The organism is Flavonifractor hominis (assembly GCF_040095835.1).
Lineage (GTDB): Bacteria > Bacillota > Clostridia > Oscillospirales > Oscillospiraceae > Flavonifractor > Flavonifractor hominis.
Window position 1 is genome coordinate 435,895 of the sequence record NZ_JBBMFT010000001.1, and the last position, 18,298, is coordinate 454,192.

Annotated in this window: 20 protein-coding genes; 9 read left to right on the forward strand and 11 right to left on the reverse strand. The window is 53.8% G+C overall.

Going from position 1 to position 18,298, the window contains the following annotated elements:
* Positions 1–137: 137 nt before the first annotated feature.
* Together spoVAD and spoVAE are read left to right on the forward strand one after the other, a co-directional pair.
* Complete coding sequence (gene spoVAD / locus WMO45_RS02180) at positions 138–1,151, forward strand: stage V sporulation protein AD (protein WP_349139015.1); 1,014 nt, start codon at positions 138–140, stop codon at positions 1,149–1,151.
* 9 nt (positions 1,152–1,160) lie between these two features.
* Positions 1,161–1,529 (forward strand): stage V sporulation protein AE, encoded by a 369-nt coding sequence (gene spoVAE / locus WMO45_RS02185; RefSeq protein WP_349139016.1) that lies wholly within the window; start codon positions 1,161–1,163, stop codon positions 1,527–1,529.
* A gap of 67 nt (positions 1,530–1,596) precedes the next feature.
* Here spoVAE and WMO45_RS02190 read toward each other — a convergent pair whose 3' ends face one another.
* Positions 1,597–3,543 (reverse strand): bifunctional metallophosphatase/5'-nucleotidase, encoded by a 1,947-nt coding sequence (locus WMO45_RS02190; RefSeq protein ID WP_349139018.1) that lies wholly within the window; start codon positions 3,541–3,543, stop codon positions 1,597–1,599.
* A 16-nt stretch (positions 3,544–3,559) separates the two neighbouring features.
* Complete coding sequence (locus WMO45_RS02195) at positions 3,560–3,925, reverse strand: Hpt domain-containing protein (RefSeq protein ID WP_349139019.1); 366 nt, start codon at positions 3,923–3,925, stop codon at positions 3,560–3,562.
* Between the two features lie 314 nt (positions 3,926–4,239).
* Between WMO45_RS02195 and infC the strand changes: the two genes are divergently transcribed.
* The 4 genes from infC to trhA all read left to right on the forward strand — a co-directional run bounded on the left by infC (position 4,240) and on the right by trhA (position 6,392).
* Positions 4,240–4,773, forward strand: a complete 534-nt coding sequence (gene infC, locus WMO45_RS02200; RefSeq protein WP_349139329.1) for a translation initiation factor IF-3 — start codon at positions 4,240–4,242, stop codon at positions 4,771–4,773.
* A 45-nt stretch (positions 4,774–4,818) separates the two neighbouring features.
* Entirely contained in the window at positions 4,819–5,022 is a 204-nt protein-coding gene (gene rpmI / locus WMO45_RS02205) for a 50S ribosomal protein L35 (RefSeq protein WP_007488951.1), read from the forward strand.
* A gap of 38 nt (positions 5,023–5,060) precedes the next feature.
* Positions 5,061–5,417 (forward strand): 50S ribosomal protein L20, encoded by a 357-nt coding sequence (gene rplT / locus WMO45_RS02210; RefSeq protein ID WP_349139020.1) that lies wholly within the window; start codon positions 5,061–5,063, stop codon positions 5,415–5,417.
* 225 nt (positions 5,418–5,642) lie between these two features.
* Positions 5,643–6,392 carry a PAQR family membrane homeostasis protein TrhA gene (gene trhA, locus WMO45_RS02215; protein ID WP_349139021.1) on the forward strand — a complete coding sequence of 250 codons (750 nt, stop codon included), beginning with the start codon at positions 5,643–5,645 and terminating at the stop codon, positions 6,390–6,392.
* Between the two features lie 47 nt (positions 6,393–6,439).
* On the opposite strand, the gene WMO45_RS02220 is transcribed toward trhA, so the two are convergent.
* Positions 6,440–7,243: a MerR family transcriptional regulator gene (locus WMO45_RS02220; RefSeq protein WP_349139022.1), complete on the reverse strand. Its 804-nt coding sequence runs from the start codon at positions 7,241–7,243 to the stop codon at positions 6,440–6,442.
* 74 nt (positions 7,244–7,317) lie between these two features.
* On the opposite strand from WMO45_RS02220, the gene WMO45_RS02225 reads away from it, so the two are divergent.
* Positions 7,318–8,646, forward strand: coding sequence for an MATE family efflux transporter (locus WMO45_RS02225; RefSeq protein WP_349139023.1), 1,329 nt, complete (start codon positions 7,318–7,320; stop codon positions 8,644–8,646).
* A gap of 39 nt (positions 8,647–8,685) precedes the next feature.
* Here WMO45_RS02225 and WMO45_RS02230 read toward each other — a convergent pair whose 3' ends face one another.
* The 3 genes from WMO45_RS02230 to WMO45_RS02240 are packed head-to-tail and all read right to left on the reverse strand — an operon-like array spanning position 8,686 to position 11,306.
* Positions 8,686–9,513, reverse strand: coding sequence for an HAD family hydrolase (locus WMO45_RS02230; RefSeq protein WP_349139025.1), 828 nt, complete (start codon positions 9,511–9,513; stop codon positions 8,686–8,688).
* Complete coding sequence (locus WMO45_RS02235; protein WP_349139026.1) at positions 9,510–10,457, reverse strand: transketolase family protein; 948 nt, start codon at positions 10,455–10,457, stop codon at positions 9,510–9,512. Before WMO45_RS02235 ends, WMO45_RS02230 begins: the two co-directional genes overlap by 4 nt.
* A gap of 3 nt (positions 10,458–10,460) precedes the next feature.
* Positions 10,461–11,306 (reverse strand): transketolase, encoded by an 846-nt coding sequence (locus WMO45_RS02240; protein WP_349139027.1) that lies wholly within the window; start codon positions 11,304–11,306, stop codon positions 10,461–10,463.
* A 195-nt stretch (positions 11,307–11,501) separates the two neighbouring features.
* Here WMO45_RS02240 and WMO45_RS02245 point away from each other — a divergent pair, with 195 nt between their 5' ends.
* Entirely contained in the window at positions 11,502–11,681 is a 180-nt protein-coding gene (locus tag WMO45_RS02245) for a hypothetical protein (protein ID WP_349139029.1), read from the forward strand.
* A 3-nt stretch (positions 11,682–11,684) separates the two neighbouring features.
* Here WMO45_RS02245 and WMO45_RS02250 read toward each other — a convergent pair whose 3' ends face one another.
* Positions 11,685–12,821 (reverse strand): aldo/keto reductase, encoded by a 1,137-nt coding sequence (locus WMO45_RS02250; protein WP_349139030.1) that lies wholly within the window; start codon positions 12,819–12,821, stop codon positions 11,685–11,687.
* Positions 12,822–12,893: 72 nt separating this feature from the next.
* Here WMO45_RS02250 and WMO45_RS02255 point away from each other — a divergent pair, with 72 nt between their 5' ends.
* Positions 12,894–13,079 carry a DUF6774 domain-containing protein gene (locus tag WMO45_RS02255; RefSeq protein ID WP_349139032.1) on the forward strand — a complete coding sequence of 62 codons (186 nt, stop codon included), beginning with the start codon at positions 12,894–12,896 and terminating at the stop codon, positions 13,077–13,079.
* On the opposite strand, the gene WMO45_RS02260 is transcribed toward WMO45_RS02255, so the two are convergent.
* The 4 genes from WMO45_RS02260 to WMO45_RS02275 all read right to left on the reverse strand — a co-directional run bounded on the left by WMO45_RS02260 (position 13,076) and on the right by WMO45_RS02275 (position 18,285).
* A complete protein-coding gene (locus tag WMO45_RS02260; RefSeq protein WP_349139034.1) occupies positions 13,076–13,930 on the reverse strand; it encodes a patatin-like phospholipase family protein in 855 nt (284 codons plus the stop codon). The two genes, WMO45_RS02255 and WMO45_RS02260, sit on opposite strands and share 4 nt — an antisense overlap.
* 125 nt (positions 13,931–14,055) lie before the next feature.
* Positions 14,056–15,375: a uracil-xanthine permease family protein gene (locus tag WMO45_RS02265; protein ID WP_349139035.1), complete on the reverse strand. Its 1,320-nt coding sequence runs from the start codon at positions 15,373–15,375 to the stop codon at positions 14,056–14,058.
* Between the two features lie 112 nt (positions 15,376–15,487).
* A complete protein-coding gene (locus tag WMO45_RS02270; protein WP_349139036.1) occupies positions 15,488–17,812 on the reverse strand; it encodes a xanthine dehydrogenase family protein molybdopterin-binding subunit in 2,325 nt (774 codons plus the stop codon).
* On the reverse strand, positions 17,809–18,285 hold the full coding sequence (locus tag WMO45_RS02275) for a (2Fe-2S)-binding protein (RefSeq protein ID WP_349139037.1): 477 nt from the start codon (positions 18,283–18,285) through the stop codon (positions 17,809–17,811). The genes WMO45_RS02270 and WMO45_RS02275 overlap by 4 nt, the downstream gene beginning before the upstream one ends.
* Between the last annotated feature and the right edge of the window lie 13 nt (positions 18,286–18,298).

The following is an 18,298-nucleotide window of genomic DNA, read 5'->3' on the forward strand; positions in this document are numbered from 1 at the left end:
CAAAAATGGTCTTTTTTATTATAGCTCAAAATATCGTCTTTGAACAGACGGCCTGACCACAAAATCCACTCTCATATTTTCCTGGCTTTTCGTTCAAAATAGCATTATCCTGTTTTGCTACGTAAAGGAGGCCTTTTATGGGAAATAAAAAGTTGGGCCGACAAAGCGTGGCCCTTGCCACGCCCCCGTCTGTGGCTGGCTACGCCAGCGTGGTGGGGAAAAAAGAGGGCGAAGGACCTCTTGCCACTACCTTTGACCTCATTCAACAGGACGACACCTTTGGCGAAAAGAGCTGGGAAAAAGCGGAGAGCACCATGCAGAAGCTGGCTCTGTCCGCGGCACTGGACAAGGCTGGACTGAGTGCCTCCAACCTGGACTATATTCTAGCCGGTGATCTGCTCAATCAGTGCATTGGCACCGGCTTTGCTGTGCGGGGACAAAACGTCCCTTTTTATGGTCTGTACGGTGCCTGTTCCACCATGGCCGAAAGCTTGTCCGTGGGGGCCATGCTGCTGGACGGCGGCTTCGGAACCCATGCGGCCTGTATGACTTCCTCTCATTTCTGTTCTGCCGAGCGGCAATATCGCACACCATTGGAGTATGGTGGTCAGCGCACTCCAACTGCCCAGTGGACGGTCACCGGTTCCGGCTGCGTCATCCTCTCGTCTGAGGGGGCAGGCCCCTATGTGACCCACGTTACCACAGGTAAAATCGTGGACAAAGGCATCAAGGACGCCAATAATATGGGTGCGGCTATGGCACCTGCTGCCTACGAGACCCTTCTCGCCCACTTTCAGGACACCGGACGCAGGCCCTCAGATTATGACCTGATCCTCACTGGTGATTTGGGCCAGCTGGGTAAGGAGATTGTGCTGGACCTGCTGCACAGAGATGGATTGGAGGTCCCCAATCTGGAGGATTGCGGCGTGCTTATCTATGACCTGGAAGGGCAGGACGTCCACTGTGGCGGCTCCGGCTGTGGCTGCTCCGCTGTCGTGCTTACTGGACTGCTGCTCAACGGCATGAAGTCCGGTCGTTGGAAGCGGCTGCTCTTCTGCGGAACGGGTGCGCTGCTCTCCCCAACCTCTACACAACAGGGTGAGAGCATACCATGTATCTGCCATGCTGTTGCCTTCTCCACACAGAAATGAGGTGATACGATGGATGTTTTCTGGGAATATGCCCGCGCTTTTCTGTGCGGTGGAGTTCTCTGCCTGATCGGGCAGTTGCTTATCGACAAAACCAAGTTGACCCCTGCCCGCATTCTGGTGCTCTACGTGGTCTCCGGTGTGGTCTTGGGCGGACTTGGGCTCTATCAGTACGTGGTGGAATTTGGCGGTGCAGGAGCCACAGTTCCCCTCACCGGTTTTGGCTATCTGCTGGCCAAGGGGGCAGCCCAAGCCGTAGCCGAGCATGGAATTTTGGGGGCGCTTACCGGCGGCATCACAGCTGCGGCCGGCGGCATCGCCGCAGCCGTATTTTTCGGCCTGATTGCTGCGCTTCTCTTCCGGTCCAAATCCAAATCTTAAATCAATACGGCGGGCCGCATCATACGGCCCGCCGTATTTTATTTGTAAAGTAATATCGCTTTATATACTATCCGCGGTAAGGACGATAGCCTCTCCCTTTTCGACTTCCTCCATATCTTCTGCGCCGTTTGCTGCCTGTGAGCCGGACCACCAGGAAAATCACCAGCAGCAACACCAGTACCACCAGCACTACCGCCAACCACCCAAAGAGATTCAGATTTTTCAGCAGATTCAGTGGATTCCAAGTAGCGTTCTCCACCTTGCGCCCCTCCGCTGCTGCATAGCGGGCATCCACCTGCCCCATGGACTGGAGATAGGAAGCCAGAGCGTACCACTCCTTTACTTCCGACCCATTGCGGTTGTGGATGATCTGTGCTTCATAATCGGTAATGACATTTCCTTGGGCATCTTTGGGCGTAATAGCCAGAATGCCAAAGGACTTGTCGTTGACCGTTCCCAGCATCTGGCCGGTATACAAACCTGTGACCACCCGATAGAGCCGCTCATCCTCGATTGGAGCAGTGGAACCATCAGACAAAATCTGTGCACAGTCTGTCACCTTATTGAAAATCATCCGGTGGGGATTCCACTCCCAGGTCATACCAGCACCATAGATCTGGGCCTCGGGCATCAATGCCGTAACAGATGCATCCACCTCAAAGGCGTCTTTCAGTTCCCTCCCGGTGATCCATACAGAGATCAGCGGATAACCGGGCGACCCGTCCGCTCCGGAGCCAAGGGATGAGACGTTAAACGCATCCGATGTGGTGATTTCCCCTGCGGCAAAAGAGCCACGGATCACTCCGGAGGCCACCACGGCAAAATCCACCGGGATATAATCCTCCCCTTCTGCCTGCTGTACGGCATATACATAGGAGTCCGCAATCAGGTTCCCCAGCGGGTCCTCCCGGTGCTCAGCCCCAAACTGTTCAATTGGTGTAAAGGAAAACTCCGTTTCAGCCAGGACCTGGTCAAAGCTCAGATCAAACTGGGAAAGATACTCTTGTTCCACCAGAGGCTTAAATTGATTGGCCAGGGCCTTCATGGCCGGGTCTTCCGACACGGTCTCATCTACGGGGAACAGTTGATAATGGTAACCAGATACTGTGCCGTCACGGTCGAGTTCCAGTACCAGTTCTCCCAGGTTGGCAGTATAGGCCCCGGCAGATACAATCAATGTATCATTGACCTGGATGGGTTCGGTCAGTGTGGTGTGGGTATGCCCCGAGATAATCACATCGATCCCATCCACCTGCCGGGCCAGCTCATAGTCCTCTCCCTTTCCCTTCTCATTGGTGCCGCTGTGAGAAAGGCAGACAATGACCGATGGCCCATCCATCTGTCCCAGCGCTTCCTCCAGCGCGGCCACAGTGCGCTGGGCTGCGGGTACAATGGGTTCAAATTCCATGCCGGACATGGGGGCATTGCTGTCCGCAACCTCTCCCATCAGGCCAAAGATACCATAATTTACACCACCCCGCTGGAGAATTACATAGTCCTGTACACCGTAATACTCCCATGCCTGCCAAGAGGCAGCGTCCTCCTGTGGCGGTTTATAATTGGCCTGTACCAGCGCGGGAAGGGCATCCCCGCTGTCCACGGCAGCAGTAAGCATCTCTGCCAGTCCCCCGGCACGGTAATCAAACTCATGGTTACCCAAAGTCGTCACATCATATCCCATCGCGCCAAGCGCCCGCAGCTCCGGTGCTTGAGTGGTATAAATACTCTGGTAGAGGGTCCCCATGGAAAAATCTCCTCCATCCAGTGTGACCGCGTCCGGATACCGTTCCCGCTCCTGCCGGAGCAAAGTAGCCAGGCGGGTATACCCCCCATATTCGCCACCTTCGCCATCTGGTGTTGGCAGAAAATGATCATGGGTATCATGGGTAAACAAAATGACCGCATTGGTCATATTTTGACCGTCTGCCTCCGATGCCAAGGCTGGAACGGTGGCCGTCAGAAAGAGCACAGCCAGCGCAAGCGCACCGATTCCCTTTCCCAATGATATCTGCATATGCTTTTCACTCCTCTTATGCCAGACCTTCTACCGTCAGAACCTTTAAAACATCCTCATATGCCTGCTGTAAATCCGGCCAGCACTGACGTGCCTGCTCCGGCCTATCACCACGGATGTATTCCAACATATGGGTGCACGCATCAAACAGGCGCGTCATTCCCAGATTTCCTGCCACACCTTTCAGCGTATGGACCGCGGTAAGGACCGCTTCCAGTTCGCCTGTCTCCATGGCAACCACAGCCTGTCCATAACTGGGATCCGCGGGAAATTTGCGCAGAAAGCGCTCATACAGCGCAGTATTTCCCATAAAACGGGCCACTGCCCCATCGGTATCCACACCTGCTGCCTTAAGGGCCATCAGCGTCTGTTCTCCCATCATAGTTGTTCTCCTCTCCCTATGCTGCTGCGAGTAATTCGTCCTTGTGTACCCTGATTATATCGTATCCCCCTCAATCCGTCAAAAAAGAAATCCGTTTTTCCTGCCCATTTTCCTGTTGACATCCACCAGACAGACTGCTATAATAAACAAGCTACAACAAAGTAGGTACGGTACCCCGTCCTCACCTCCCGCCTTCGGCAAAGAGGTCAACATGCTTTGCAGCACGCCGTGTTTGCGGTTGTGTTTTTGTGCGCGTGGGTACCGGATGGTAGCCACGTTTTTTGTATGCGTTTTAGAATTGGAGGTGCTTTCGTATCAGCAAACAGGGTCATCAGATCAACGAAGAGATCCGCGACAAGGAAGTTCGCCTGGTCTCCGACAGCGGCGAGCAGCTGGGTATCATGTCCGCCCGTGAAGCGCTGGAGCGCGCCATTGAGGCAAACCTGGACCTGGTGAAGATCTCGCCCACCGCAACTCCGCCCGTGTGCAAGCTCATGGACTATGGTAAATACAAATTTGAGCAGACCAAGCGGGAGAAAGAGGCGCGGAAAAATCAGCATGTGGTGGAGATTAAGGAAGTCCGCATGTCGCCGAGCATCGATGTGAACGATTTCAACGTCAAGCTCCGCAATGCTCAGAAGTTCCTGGCCGAGGGCAACCGGGTCAAGGTAACGGTCCGTTTCCGCGGGCGTGAAATGGCTCACACCGACATCGGTAAGGGCCTGCTGCTCAAGTTCGCGGAGCAGTGCAGCGAGGTGGCCGCGTTGGACAAGGACCCCAAGCTGGACGGACGGCATATGTCCATCTTCCTCTCTCCCAAGGTTGCCAAAGAAGCTAAGAAATCCTGAGTAAGCCCCTGCACTTTGAATTGAACTGTAAAGGAGTATACCACCATGCCTAAACTGAAGACTCACAGCGGCGCGAAGAAGAGATTCAGCCTGACCAAGTCCGGCAAGGTCAAGCGCGCCCATGCCAACAAGCGTCACCTGCTCAACGGTCACGACAAGGACACCAAGCGCAAGAGAGGCCTCCGCGCCGGCGCTTATGCGGACAAGACCAACGAGCCCGCCATCAAGCGCATGATCCCCTACAAATAAGATTGACTATTTTACCTTAACATAGGAGGCTTTTACAAATGGCTAGAGTTAAAGGCGCGATGATGACGCGCAAGAGAAGAAATAAGGTCCTCAAGCTGGCCAAGGGCTACTGGGGCGCCAAGAGCAAGCACTTCAAGATGGCCAACGAGCAGGTCATGAAGTCCCTGACTTATGCTTACACCGGCCGTCGGCTGAAGAAGCGCGATTTCCGTTCCCTGTGGATCACCCGTATTTCTGCCGCCTGCAAGGCCAACGGCATGAACTACTCCACCTTTATGAACGGCCTGAAGAAGGCTGGCGTGGAGATTAACCGCAAGATGCTGGCCGAGCTGGCTGTCAACGATAAGGCTGCTTTTACTGCCCTGACCGAGATGGCAAAGGCTCAGCTGGGCTAATCACCTGTATAAAAAGTCCCATCCAAGGACCCGGTTTTCGGCTGTTCTTGGATGGGACTTTTTTGCATTATAATCTTCCTGTATATGGGTATACTGATTAGGCGCTCACCACACAAGTTGTTCAAATCTCTCGATATAATTTTAAAAATTATATTTAAAGTTTATATTGATTATTTATTGTGATTGGGTGTATACTAAGAACAAGGTAAGGTGATTTTAATGGATATGGAATATACGCTCCCCCGCCGCCGTTCTTTTTATGCTCCACTTCACGCCCATCCATCCAAGCCAAAGGTGCGTGAGAAGGATCGGGACCCTTACGATGGCCTGCGTCCCTGGTCTGCCATCACCCACGGAGCCGGTGCCTTGATGGCTGCAGTTGGCACAATACTTCTTCTGATACGCTGCGCGCTCCTCGGGCTGGATGCTTGGCACTCAGTATCGTTTCTCATTTATGGCCTGAGTATGACAGGCCTTTATACAGCCAGCACCCTCTATCACAGCCTCAATACCAGCGTATCTGGCCGAATTGCCCTGCGCAAATATGATCACACTTCTATTTATTTTCTGATCGCAGGCACGTATACTCCCGTTTGTCTGGTCGTTTTGCGGGAACAGGGCGCCTGGGGATGGGGATTGTTCGGTGTGATCTGGGCTCTGGCTATTGCCGGCTCCATCCTGACGCTGGTTTGGATCACGGCTCCTCGGTGGATCACGGCCGGCATCTACATCAGCATGGGTTGGCTGGCACTGGTGGCGCTGGTTCCCCTAATGCGTATGCTTCCTGCTGATGGTTTTTTCTGGACTTTGGGTGGTGGAATCCTCTATACCGTGGGCGGCGTGCTCTACGCCGTAAAATGGCCGGGTCGGGACAATCCCCACTTTGGATGTCATGAGATCTTTCATGTATTTATTCTGCTGGGTTCCATATTCCATTATCTACTGATGTATTTGGTGATCGTTCGGCTCCCTTGATTGGAAAGGGTGCCGGCCAATAAGGCCGGCACCCTTCTTTTTTACGCCTATTTCTCCAGCCATACCTGCAATTCTGTCACATATTCCTCTTCCCGATTCGTGTCATGGGCATCCACCCGATAAAGTTCCAAGGGCGGCGCAGCCGGTCGGAATCCGGCCCGTTCCACGCCCTCCATCAGAACGTCGCAATGCTGTTTGAGCTGGTCATAGGCTCCACGATAATAAAGCCTGGCATACATCCCCGCTGGAAGCACCGCATCATAGGGCAGTCCCGGCTGCGTCAGAAAAAATACCCTGGAGAAGTGATTATAAACTCCCTTTTGCAGGCTTTCTCCGTCCACCACAGCCCCCATACACTGCTCACCTATTATTTTGATATATGCCTGGTGCCGCTGTTCCAGTTTTTTGAGCAAGAAGTCGATTTCGCGCTCCAGAATAATATCCTCCCGCAAAAAGACATACGGACGTTCCGCTTCCCGGATCAGTTCTACCCGTCCAGCCTCTACCCGGCTGTATTGTTCCAACCTGGCCCGGCGTTGTTCTGCTTCCCGATGAGCCTGCTCCAACTCGGACATGCGCCGCTCCAGCAACGCTTCCTCCTGATCCAGCAGATTCAGAGTCTCTTCCACCGAACGACGCTCCAGGTAGGTCCGGATCTCCTTGGTCGGGACATTCAGTTCCCGTAGCGAACGGATGATATTCAGGGTACAGATATCCTGGATTCCATAAAGGCGGTATCGGTTCTCTCCACGCACCGGATGGAGCAGCCCCTTCTCTTCATAATAGCGCAGCGTATCCGGACAGAGATCGAAGAGCTTGGCCAGCTCGTGGATCTGATAAAATTCCTTCAACTTTTTCCCTCCTGCCTCTTGACTCTCGGATAGTACGAGGGTTTACCATAGTATCAACAGAGGAGGTTTTACCCTTGAACACAATCCGGAAGTTTTTTAAGTTTACCATTCCATCCATTGTATCCATGTGGATCTTTTCCCTCTACTCTATGGTAGATGGTATGTTCGTCTCCTGGGGCGTGGGCGATCACGCACTGGCAGCCGTCAATCTCTCTCTCCCCTTTGTATCCCTGATTTTTACATTGGGCATCCTACTGGCAACAGGTACCTCCACGGTTCTGTCTATTGCACTGGGACAACAGGACGTAAAGCGGGCCCGCAATTATTTTAATCAAAATCTGGCCGTCGTCACAGTGGTTACTCTGCTGCTGACTGCTGTAGTCCTGCTCAATCTGGAACGGGTAGCTCTTTTTCTTGGGGCAACTGCCACTACCCTGCCGCTGGTAAAAGAATACGTAGCCATTATCGCATGTTTTTCCGTCTTTTTTACTATTTCCTATAACCTGGAAGTCCAGGTCAAGGCAGACGGCGCGCCGCATGTCAGTACCATCGGTGTACTCTCCTGCGCTATTATGAACATTGTGCTGGATTATGTGTTTGTCATGCACTTTCACTGGGGTGTATGGGGCGCGGCACTGGCTACCGGTCTGGCGCAGGTCACTTCCACGGTGGTATTTGTCCTCTATTTCCTTACTCACCGTGAACCGCTGCGCTTTGGACGCTTTAAACCGGACTTTGGCGTTTACCGCCGTATTCTCCCCCTTGGCCTTTCCGACGGCTTGAGTGAGCTATCCAATGGTGTAGTCATCTTCCTGTTCAATCATATCATTCTTCGGGTCATCGGTGAAGACGCAATTGTCTCTTATACCATTATCAGTTACGTCAATACCCTGGTGCTCATGACCATGATCGGCATTGCCCACGGTATCCAGCCCCTATCCAGTTATCACCTGGGTGCCGGGGAACGGCATATGTGCCATCGATTTTTATCTTATGCTCTGCGATTCACTGCCTTCTTTGCCATAAGCTTCTTTGTGCTTTGCCAACTGTTTGCCGGCCCCATCGTTGGATTGTTCCTGGCTCAGGACAATCCTCTCTACCTCGATTCCATCGCTGCGCTGCGTATGTACTCCACGTCGTTCCTGCTGCTTGGATTCAACGTAGTAGTCTCCGGTTTCTTCACCGCTATGGAGCATCCCGTGCCCGCTCTTACCATCTCTTTTGGACGTGGACTGGTACTTATCGCCGGGTGTCTGATCCTGCTCTCGAGCCTGTTTGGTGAGTGGGGCATCTGGTTTTCTCCCCTACTCTCCGAAGGGATCTGTCTGGGATTTACGCTGTGCTTTTTGTGGTATTATTTCCGCAAGCTGCGCCTCAACCCTGAGATTCAAACTGAATATTGATGTAAAACGGCGCATGGCTCTTCGCCATGCGCCGTTTGTTTACAGATTCAGCACATATTGTTCTACTGCCATGCCGACCCCTGCTTCATGGTTCGTGCCAGTGAGAAAGCGGGCCGTCTGTTTCGCCTCGTCCGTCGCATTGCCCATGGCAAAAGACCAATTCGCCCAAGCAAGCAGTTCCAAGTCGTTGCCTGCATCGCCAAAGGCCATCACCTGTTCCGGTCCAAGCCCCAATCGGGCGCACAGCGCCTGTACAGCGGTACATTTGTTCACTCCGAGAGCCGTCAGTTCCATATTCTGTCCAAAAGAACTGGTAACCGCAAACGATCCAAACTCCTCCAGCCGGTTCAACAGGTCTGTCCGCCGTTCCTCTGGCACATGGAACAGATGAATCTTCTCCACTGCCTTGCCATCCAGTGCGCGGTTGAGATCTTCCGGAAAATGAGACCTGGTTTCCAGAATGTGCCGGAATGCCTGAGACAATGCACGAGAAACCGTCTCTTGCTTTCGGTCACGCTGGATATAGTTTTCTCCATCGCAGTAAACCTCAAACGGGATTCCCCATTCCAGCAACAGTGAAACTGCTCTGCGTCGGGGCTCCTCCGGAATACTCTTGCGGTATAGCCATTCTCCGGTTTTGGCGTCCAGCACCGCAGCGCCATTGGAGAGCACACCGTAGCGTACTACCCCCAACTGAGCATTTATCTCCCGCAGCAGATCCCAGGCACGGCCGCTGGCAATGGCAATGTCTACTCCCCGCTCCGCAGCTGTCCGCAAGGCACGCAGGTTACGCTGGGGTACGGTAGCGTGGTCATCATCCAAGAGGGTGCCGTCCATATCCAGACAGATTAATCGAATCTCGTTCACGGCTTCCGCTTCAGTGCCTGCCGCACTTTCTCCACAATTCCTTCCGGAGTCAGGCCATAGGCTTTGAGCACATCCTGAGCCTTACCGGAACGTCCAAACTCATCATTGACACCGTGGCGAAGTACAGGCACCGGGAAATGCTCGGCTACGCACTCAGCCACAGCAGAACCCAGGCCACCCACAATGGTGGCTTCCTCCGAAGTGACAATGGCGCCGGTCTCCCGTGCAGCCTTGATCACCAGCTCCTCATCCAAGGGCTTAATGGTATGCATGTCTATCACACGCACGGAAATTCCCTCGCCCGCCAGCTGCTCAGCCGCCTTCACCGCCATCTGGACCATCATACCGGTGGCGATTACTGTTACATCACTGCCGTCCCGCAAGGTCACTCCCTTGCCCAGCTGGAAGGAATAGCCCGGGATCTCGTCAGTGACGCTTTCCACGGCCAGACGGCCCAAACGCATATAGGCCGGTCCCTCATAGTCCAGCAGAGCCTTGACGGCCAAACGCATCTCCGGTCCATCACAGGGGGAGACAACCATCATCCCTGGAATGGCCCGCATGATGGCATAGTCTTCAATGCACTGATGGGTTGCCCCATCCTCACCCACAGACAGTCCGCCATGGGAACCGACGATCTTCACATTTAGTCCGGGATACGCTACAGAATTGCGCACCTGCTCCCAGGCACGTCCTGTGGCAAACATAGCAAAGCTGTTGGTAAATGCCATTTTCCCGCAGGCGGCAAGACCAGCGGCCACCGAGGTCATGTTAGCCTCGGCAATTCCCATATTATAAAAGCGTTCAGGATGGGCTTTGGCAAAGAAATGGCTCTGCGTGGAACCGGACAGGTCAGCATCCAATACCACCAGCTGGGGATATTCGTCCGCCAGAGCGGCCAGAGCCTGCCCGTAAGCAACACGGGTCGCGATCGTTTCACTCATGGCTTATTTCCCCTCCAGTTCTGCCAGCGCAGCAGCCAGCTCCGCATGTGCGATTTCATATTGCTCCCGATTGGGCGCCTTGCCATGCCAGCCATACTCATTCTCCATAAAGGATACACCTTTACCCTTGATGGTCTTGGCCAACAGCACGGTGGGTGCGCCCTTATGGGCAGCAGCGGCCAGGAATGCCGCTTCCAGAGCATTGAAGTCATGCCCATCCACATGAATCACATTCCAATTGAACGCCGCAAACTTCTGATCCAGCGGCTCAGACGGCATCACATCTGCTGTGGCACCATCGATCTGCAGGCCATTCACATCCACAATGGCGCACAGGTTGTCCAGGTGATACTTGGCCGCAGCCATAGCTGCCTCCCATACCTGACCTTCCTCGATCTCGCCGTCACCCAGCAACGTGTACACCCGATAATCCAGGCCATCCGCTTTGCCCGCCAAAGCCATACCAACAGCGGCAGAGATACCCTGTCCCAGGCTGCCGGTAGACATGTCCACACCACGGACATACTTCATCTCAGCATGACCCGACATCTGACTGTCGATGTGGCGGAACCCATTCAAATCCTCCACAGGGAAAAATCCCTTCAGCGCCAGCATGGGATAGAGCGCCGGTGTACAATGTCCCTTGGAGAGCACGAAACGGTCCCGTTCAGGGTCTTGTGGTCTGGCAGGATCCACCCGCATCATACGAAAATACAAGGTCGTAAGGATGTCCATAGAGGACAGGGAGCCGCCGATGTGGCCGGAAGCCGCCTTGTACACCATGTCCATCGCCAGCAGACGTGCGCGTGCCGCTGTAACGGCCAGCGCGTGGACGTTTGTCTGTTCCATCCAATTCACCTTTCCATCTTGATTGGCCTGATGGCCGCACGATTCTACTAATTTAGTATACCGTACCAAACTGTATGTTTCAACTGTCCGAACGCAAAAAAACGACGGCTTTCTTCTTCTGGTTTTTGGTATGCCGGTGCTTATGGATATTTTCTCCTTCTACTGTACATACTACTTTGGAAAGGAGGAATCCGTATGTATCAGGAAGGTTTTGGCCCTACTGCCGAACTGCCGGGGGCGCCGGATATACGCTGGTTTTCTGCGCTGTCCCCCGATCAGCAACGGGAGTTTATTGAACATGCCCACGCCACCCAGGACAGCGATGACTGGCACGCTCTCATCCGTGATATTACTGGTGGGCAATCGGATTTTTGACCCTCAGTTTGGGCGAGGTACCGCATCCAGGTCAGCTTTAGCCCTGGCCAGATCAGCCGGGATGGAAATGTGCTGCGGGCACAACTGTTCACACCGACCACAGCCAATGCAGTGGTCGGCCTTGGCTTCAGGCTTAACCGTCTGGTTCCACGGTTTCCAGACCAATGCGCCATCCCGGCACTGGTCCATTCGGTTCCAGAGACGAAAATGCTCTGGGATGTCTACCCCTGCGGGACATGGCATACAATATTCGCAGCCTGTGCAACCATTTTTCCGGCGCATGCGCAGTTGATCAGCCGTATGCTCCAGCAGCGTCTGCTCTTCCCCATTCAGCGGCTCCAGCGTCTCAAAGGTGGCCAGATTATCCTCCACCTGCTCCATCGAGCTCATACCGCTGAGCACGGTCAACACATTGGGAAGCCCTGCTACCCAACGCAGCGCCCAGGACGCGGAGGACCACTCAGGCCGTGCCGCAGCAAGCCCAGCCTCCAGATCTTCCGGCAGGCACGCCAGCGCTCCCCCCTTTACCGGCTCCATAATGATCAGCGGGACTCTCAGCTCCTCCGCCAGACGGTATCCCCGCATTCCGGCCTGTACCTGTGTATCCAGATAGTTGAGCTGGATCTGACAGAAATCCCAAGTCCGATACCGAAGGATCTGTTCAAACACCGTGTAATCGTCGTGGAAGGAGAACCCAAACCTACGTATCTTCCCCTCGCGCTGGAGCTGCTCACACCACTCTACGATGCCCAGTTCCACCATCCGCTCCCAGCGCTTTTTGTCCAGTGAATGAAGCAGGTAGAAGTCAAAATACTCGCTTTTCAGGCGCTCCTGCTGCAGGGCAAAAATTGCCTGTGCATCGGCCACAGAATCCACCTTCCAAGTAGGCAGTTTGGTGGCCAGATAGTAGTTCTCGCGGGGGACTCCCTCCAGTGCGCGCCCCACGAAAGGCTCGTTCTGGCTATTTTGATAAAAATGGGCGGTATCTATATAATTGACCCCCGCCTCCAACGCGCGGTGGAGCATTGCTACAGCCGCATCCTCCAGAATCACCCCTTGTTCATCCGTTGGAAAACGCATGCATCCAAATCCCAACAGTGAGGTTCTGACCCCCAGCGCTTTATGTTCTCTATATCGCATACTGCATCCTCCTTTTTATATCTGCACCGCTTCCTGCCCATATCATAGAATGGAATGTGGGGGGGTGGCACTATGGGAATCGAACACCATTTTTCAGGAGAAAGTCTGGCTCTCCTGGCCTGTCTTGCGGCCATCCGGCTTACTGACGGTGTCAGTGCCGAACAAGCCGGCGTGCTGGCTGCCTTCTTCACCACTCTGGGAGATAATATTGCACTTATCGCCGCCCAGCGGGCTGTTCAGGAGAGCAGTCAGTCTTAGTTTCCGTTCCAAAATGCCTCAACTTCATCCAGTCGGGCCAGTCCTTCCTGATAACCATCCCGCCAAAGTGCCCGGATCTTGGTCACATCCCGTTCCGTACGATGGAACGCGCTGGTATCATTAGGCGCAAAGATCAGCACCTTTCCCTGCTTCTCCAGTTCAAACAAATGCTCCCGGTCCGCATTATAAATCTCGGCCCTGCGGCGCATAGTCTGGCAGAAATTGGGGTATTTATGATAGATCCGATCAATGGCCGGCTGGAGCTTCTCTGGACGGCGCCGATAGGACCGTTCACGGGTAAGGATCACCACCACGCGGTCACACCCTTGGTCCAGTGCCCACTGATAGGGGATAGCATCCGCTGCCCCACCATCCAGGCAAGGTTTACCGTCAATGTGGAAGATCGGAAACAGCAGTGGCATGGCACAGGTCGCCTGCAGCAGAGTAAACTTTTCATCCGATCGGTTCACAGGAAAATATTCTGCCTTCCCGGTCTCCAGGTTGGTCACGACTGCCTCCACTTCCCCCTGGAACGCACCGAATGTCTCATAATCAAATGGGACAAGCTGATTGGGAATGGTGTCAAATACAAACTCCAGGCCGAAATAGGCCCGGTTATCCCGGTGCAGCAGGTTGCCAAAGCCCATATAACGCCGGTCGTGGACATACCGCTCCATGATCTCCAAATTGCGGCGGCTCTGTTTAGAGACATAGCTGACGCCATAAGCAATGCCCGCCGATACTCCGATCACATAGTCAGGCAGCAGATCACGAGTAAGCAGTGCATCGCAAACACCAGACGAAAAAATAGTCCGGATAGCGCCACCCTCCAAAACGATTCCGGTTTTCACGTTGAATCACTTCCTTACCGTTGGTATTATACGGCAGCGATCCATCCACTGTAAAGAGGGCTTCTGTTTAAAAAGCCGCCGGCACACACGTGCCGACGGCTTCTGCATAGCCACGCATCGCTATGTTATTTTTTGATTTCCCCACGAATCTCAGACTCTACATTCTCACCCAGATCTTCCATGTTAAATTCATAATCTTTTCCAGGCAGGATTGCATTGAGGACAATACCAAAAATTGCTGCGCAGGCCAGGCCGGACAGGTTGACATAGGGCCCCAGCTGCAGCCCACCGATGGAGTTGATGCCAAGACCCGAAACCAGGATGATAGCAGCAATCATCAGATTGCGCTGCTTGGTCAGGTCTACCTGATTCTCTACCATATTGCGTACACCGATAGCGGAGATCATACCATAAAGGATAAAGGACGCTCCTCCGATAACGGCAGACGGCATGGCGGCAATAACATTTTCCAAAATGGGTACAAAAGACATGACAATCGCCAGAATTGCCGCAATACGGATGACCAGGGGATCATATACCTTGGAGAGTGCCAGAACACCGGTATTCTCGCCGTATGTGGTGTTGGCCGGGCCGCCCACCAAGCCAGCCAGCGAGGTGGCCAGTCCATCGCCCAACAGCGTACGGTTCAGTCCGGGGTTTGCGATAAAATTCTTCTTACAAGTGGCACCGATGGCCGAGATATCACCCACATGTTCCATCATAGTTGCCAGTGCAATAGGAGCCATTGTCAAAATAGCGCCTATCTCAAACTTGGCAAATGTCAGGTGTGGGAAAGCCACAAACTGTTCGGGCATGGCGATGTTGACTTGTCCGGTCACCGCACCGATGATGTAACCGCCTACCACACCCAGCAGAATCGGAATGATTCCAATCATTCCTCGGCCAAACACAGCGCAGCCCACGATGATGGCCATGGTGATAACACCCAGCCACCAACAGCTCTGCACATTGGTAATGGCCGAGGGAGACAGAATAAGGCCGATAAGAATGATAATCGGTCCCGTTACAACCGGCGGGAACAGGCGCATGACTTTCTTGATGCCAAAAATCGTAATGAGTCCAGAGAGGGCCAGATAAAGCAGGCCGGCGATCACAATACCGCCGCATGCATAGGGCAACATGCTGGCATCGAAGCCTGGATCACCTGCTGCTCCGCCGCAGATAACAGAAAAGCCGCCCAGGAATGCAAAGGAGGAACCAAGGAACGCAGGCACCTTTCCCTTTGTGACCAGATGGAACAGAAGGGTACCCACGCCCGCGCAGAGCAGGGTGACGGAGATGCTAAGGCCGGTGAGGATAGGGACCAGGACGGTAGCGCCAAACATGGCAAACATATGCTGGAAGCCAAGGACCATCGTCCTGGGCCAGCCCAGCTGCTCTGGGGCATTGTATATGCCCTGACTGATGTCAATCTTTCTGGCCAATGGAATACCTCCCTCCAATTGTCATACATCTTCCTCTTGCTGCGCGCACACGACACCGCCTCCGGTCTTCTTCCTCCTTTCCATAGCCGGAGTCGGATTACCGGTTGTGCTGTTACATTGCTTCCTGTTCTCTCTTCTCCCGCAGCGCCCGCAGTACGTCATCCGGCGTGATGGGCATACGTTTGAACCGCACCCCAATGGCGTCATAAACTGCATTGGCAATGGCAGGTGCACCAGGAACCATCAGCGGTTCACCTACACCGCGGGCACCATAAGGACCCGTAGGCTCAGCGTGCTCCACATATTTGACAATCAGTTCGGGCACATCATCTGCCGTCGGGATCTTATAGTCCACGAAGCTCTTATTCAAAATCTTCCCGTTTTTCAGCTTAAGCTCTTCAAACAGTGCCGTACCCAAAGATTGTACCATAGCCCCCTCTGCTTGGCAAGTATAGGTCAACGGATTGATGACTTTGCCAGCATCGAAGCAGGAACACATCTTCAAAACTTTGATATGGCCAGTCTCCGTATCTACCTCTACCTCTGCTCCGTTGAAACCAATGGTCCAGAACGCCGCCGGATGGGAGCCCATACCAGTCTCATGATCCACGTTCAGATTGTTTTCCAGCGTGAAGGTGCCCACGCCAATGGCTGGACCACCCACACCAGATCCATCCGGGAATGCAAGGCCTAAGGCGAACTCGCTCAAAGGTACTTTGCGGTCGGGATAGAGTTTATGGACCACATAACCGCCCTTGATCTCCAGCTCACGCTTGTAGGCGCCCAGTTTGATCTGTGCCAGATCCAGAATTTTGTTCTTCAAATCCTCACAAGCCAGCTTGATGGCGTTGCCGGCACAGTAGGTAGTGCGGCTGGCAACCGTCTGCCACTCGTAAGGAGTGTGATCGGTATCGCCAAACCGACAGGAGATAAGCGTGGGATCTACGTCCAAAGTTTCCGCTGCAATCTGTATGAGAGCAGTCTCCGACCCCTGGCCGATCTCCTGACCACTGGTCATAAGGATATAAGTGCCATCCTCATTCATACGGATAATCGCAGAACTGCCAGCATTGGTAGGCTGGGAGGGTGATTTCCAACCCGCGGCAATGCCCTTACCCCGGACTTTATGCGGGTTCTCTGGCTGTTGGCAGGGTGTGCCGTAGTCAATATCCTTTATGACTTGGTCCAGACAGTCGTGGAAGCCGGAAACTTCCATCACCTCTCCGGTACCAGTAATACCGCCGGGGCGCAGACCATTGATGCGCCGTACCTCCGCCGGATCCATGCCGATAGCTTCAGACACTTCGTCGATGTTCTGTTCAATCGCAAAGTGGATCTCACACATGCCGAACCCGCGATAGGGTCCACCCACCGGATGGTTGGTATAGACACAGTAACTGTCCGTCCAGACATTGGGGATATCATAGGGGCCGGCGGAGGCCCAACCGCCCGCCTTGGTGATGTTGACACCATATTCCGTATAGGCACCGCCATCCCAGACAAACTCGGTTTTGACTGCCAAGATCTTACCATCCTTGTTGATACCGGTTTTGATCTTGGCATGCAGTCCCTGGCGGACATAAGAATTTTCAAACTCGTCCTCACGGGTATAGCACAGCTTCACCGGACGCCCAGGATTTCGCTTGGCCAAAGGAATAATAATACCTTCCAGCGTCGTGCCGGCTTTGGCGCCAAAACCGCCTCCCACGTATGGAGAGATAACCCGCAGCTTATTCAGCGGAATATCAAATGCGGTGGACAGGGCCTGACGCACCGCATAGGGCGACTGGATAGACCCCCACACCGTCACCTTTCCATCCAAATCGTACTGAGCAACAGCGGAATGGGGCTCCAGAGGCACATGCTGAACATGGGGAATATAATAGGTGTTCTCTGTCACCACGTCACATGCAGCAAAGGCCGTTTCCACATCTCCCTTACGCAGCTTATAGTGGTGAGAGATGTTGGTATGGGGCTTCGGATGGAAAATTGGAGCAACCTTATAGGTATGCAGATCCGGATGGATGAGGGGCGCGTCCGGCTTCATACCATCCAGTGCATCGAGCACCGCAGGAAGCTCTTCATATTCCACTTCAATGAGTTCCACAGCCTCGTCTGCAATCTCAGGCGTTTCAGCGCAAACCGCAGCCACCGCTTCTCCCCGGTACTTAGCTGTACCAACGGCCAGGAAATTTTTATCTTCCAGATAGAGACCGCACCGTTTGGTATAACAATCTCCTGTAATGACACTGCGCACACCGGGCAGCGCCTCCGCTTTGGAGGTGTCGATCCGCAGGATCTTAGCGTGGGGATAAGGAGAGCGTTTGACCTGCGCATACAGCATACGGGGCATCAGGATATCATCCACATAGGTAGCCTGCCCTGTTACCTTTTTGATGGCGTCAACCCGTTGGAATGGAATGCCGATGTAACTCATGCCTGGCCGCCTCCTTTCCGTGCTGCCAGTTCAATGGCTTCGATAATCCGGGCGTAACCGGTACAACGGCACAGATTGCCGCTGATGGCGTCTATAATTTCCTCTCTGCTTGGATCCGGATTCTCATTGAGCAAGGCAGTAGCCGACATGATAAAGCCAGGTGTACAGAATCCGCATTGGAGAGCTGCCAGATCCACAAATGCCTGCTGTACGGCAGTCAATTCTCCATTCTTGGCCAGGCCCTCCACAGTTGTGATATGCTTGCCGTCCAACTCAGGAGCCAGTACCAAACAAGCATTGATGGGCTTTCCGTCTACAATTACGGTACATGCCCCACACTCACCTGCACCACAGCCCTCTTTTGTACCGGTAAGAGCCAGTTCTTCCCGCAACACCCGCAGCATGGTTTTATTGGCGTCCACGTAGAGCTCCACCGGCTCATCATTAACAAAGAAATTCACGCGGTATTTCATGCTGCGTCCCTCC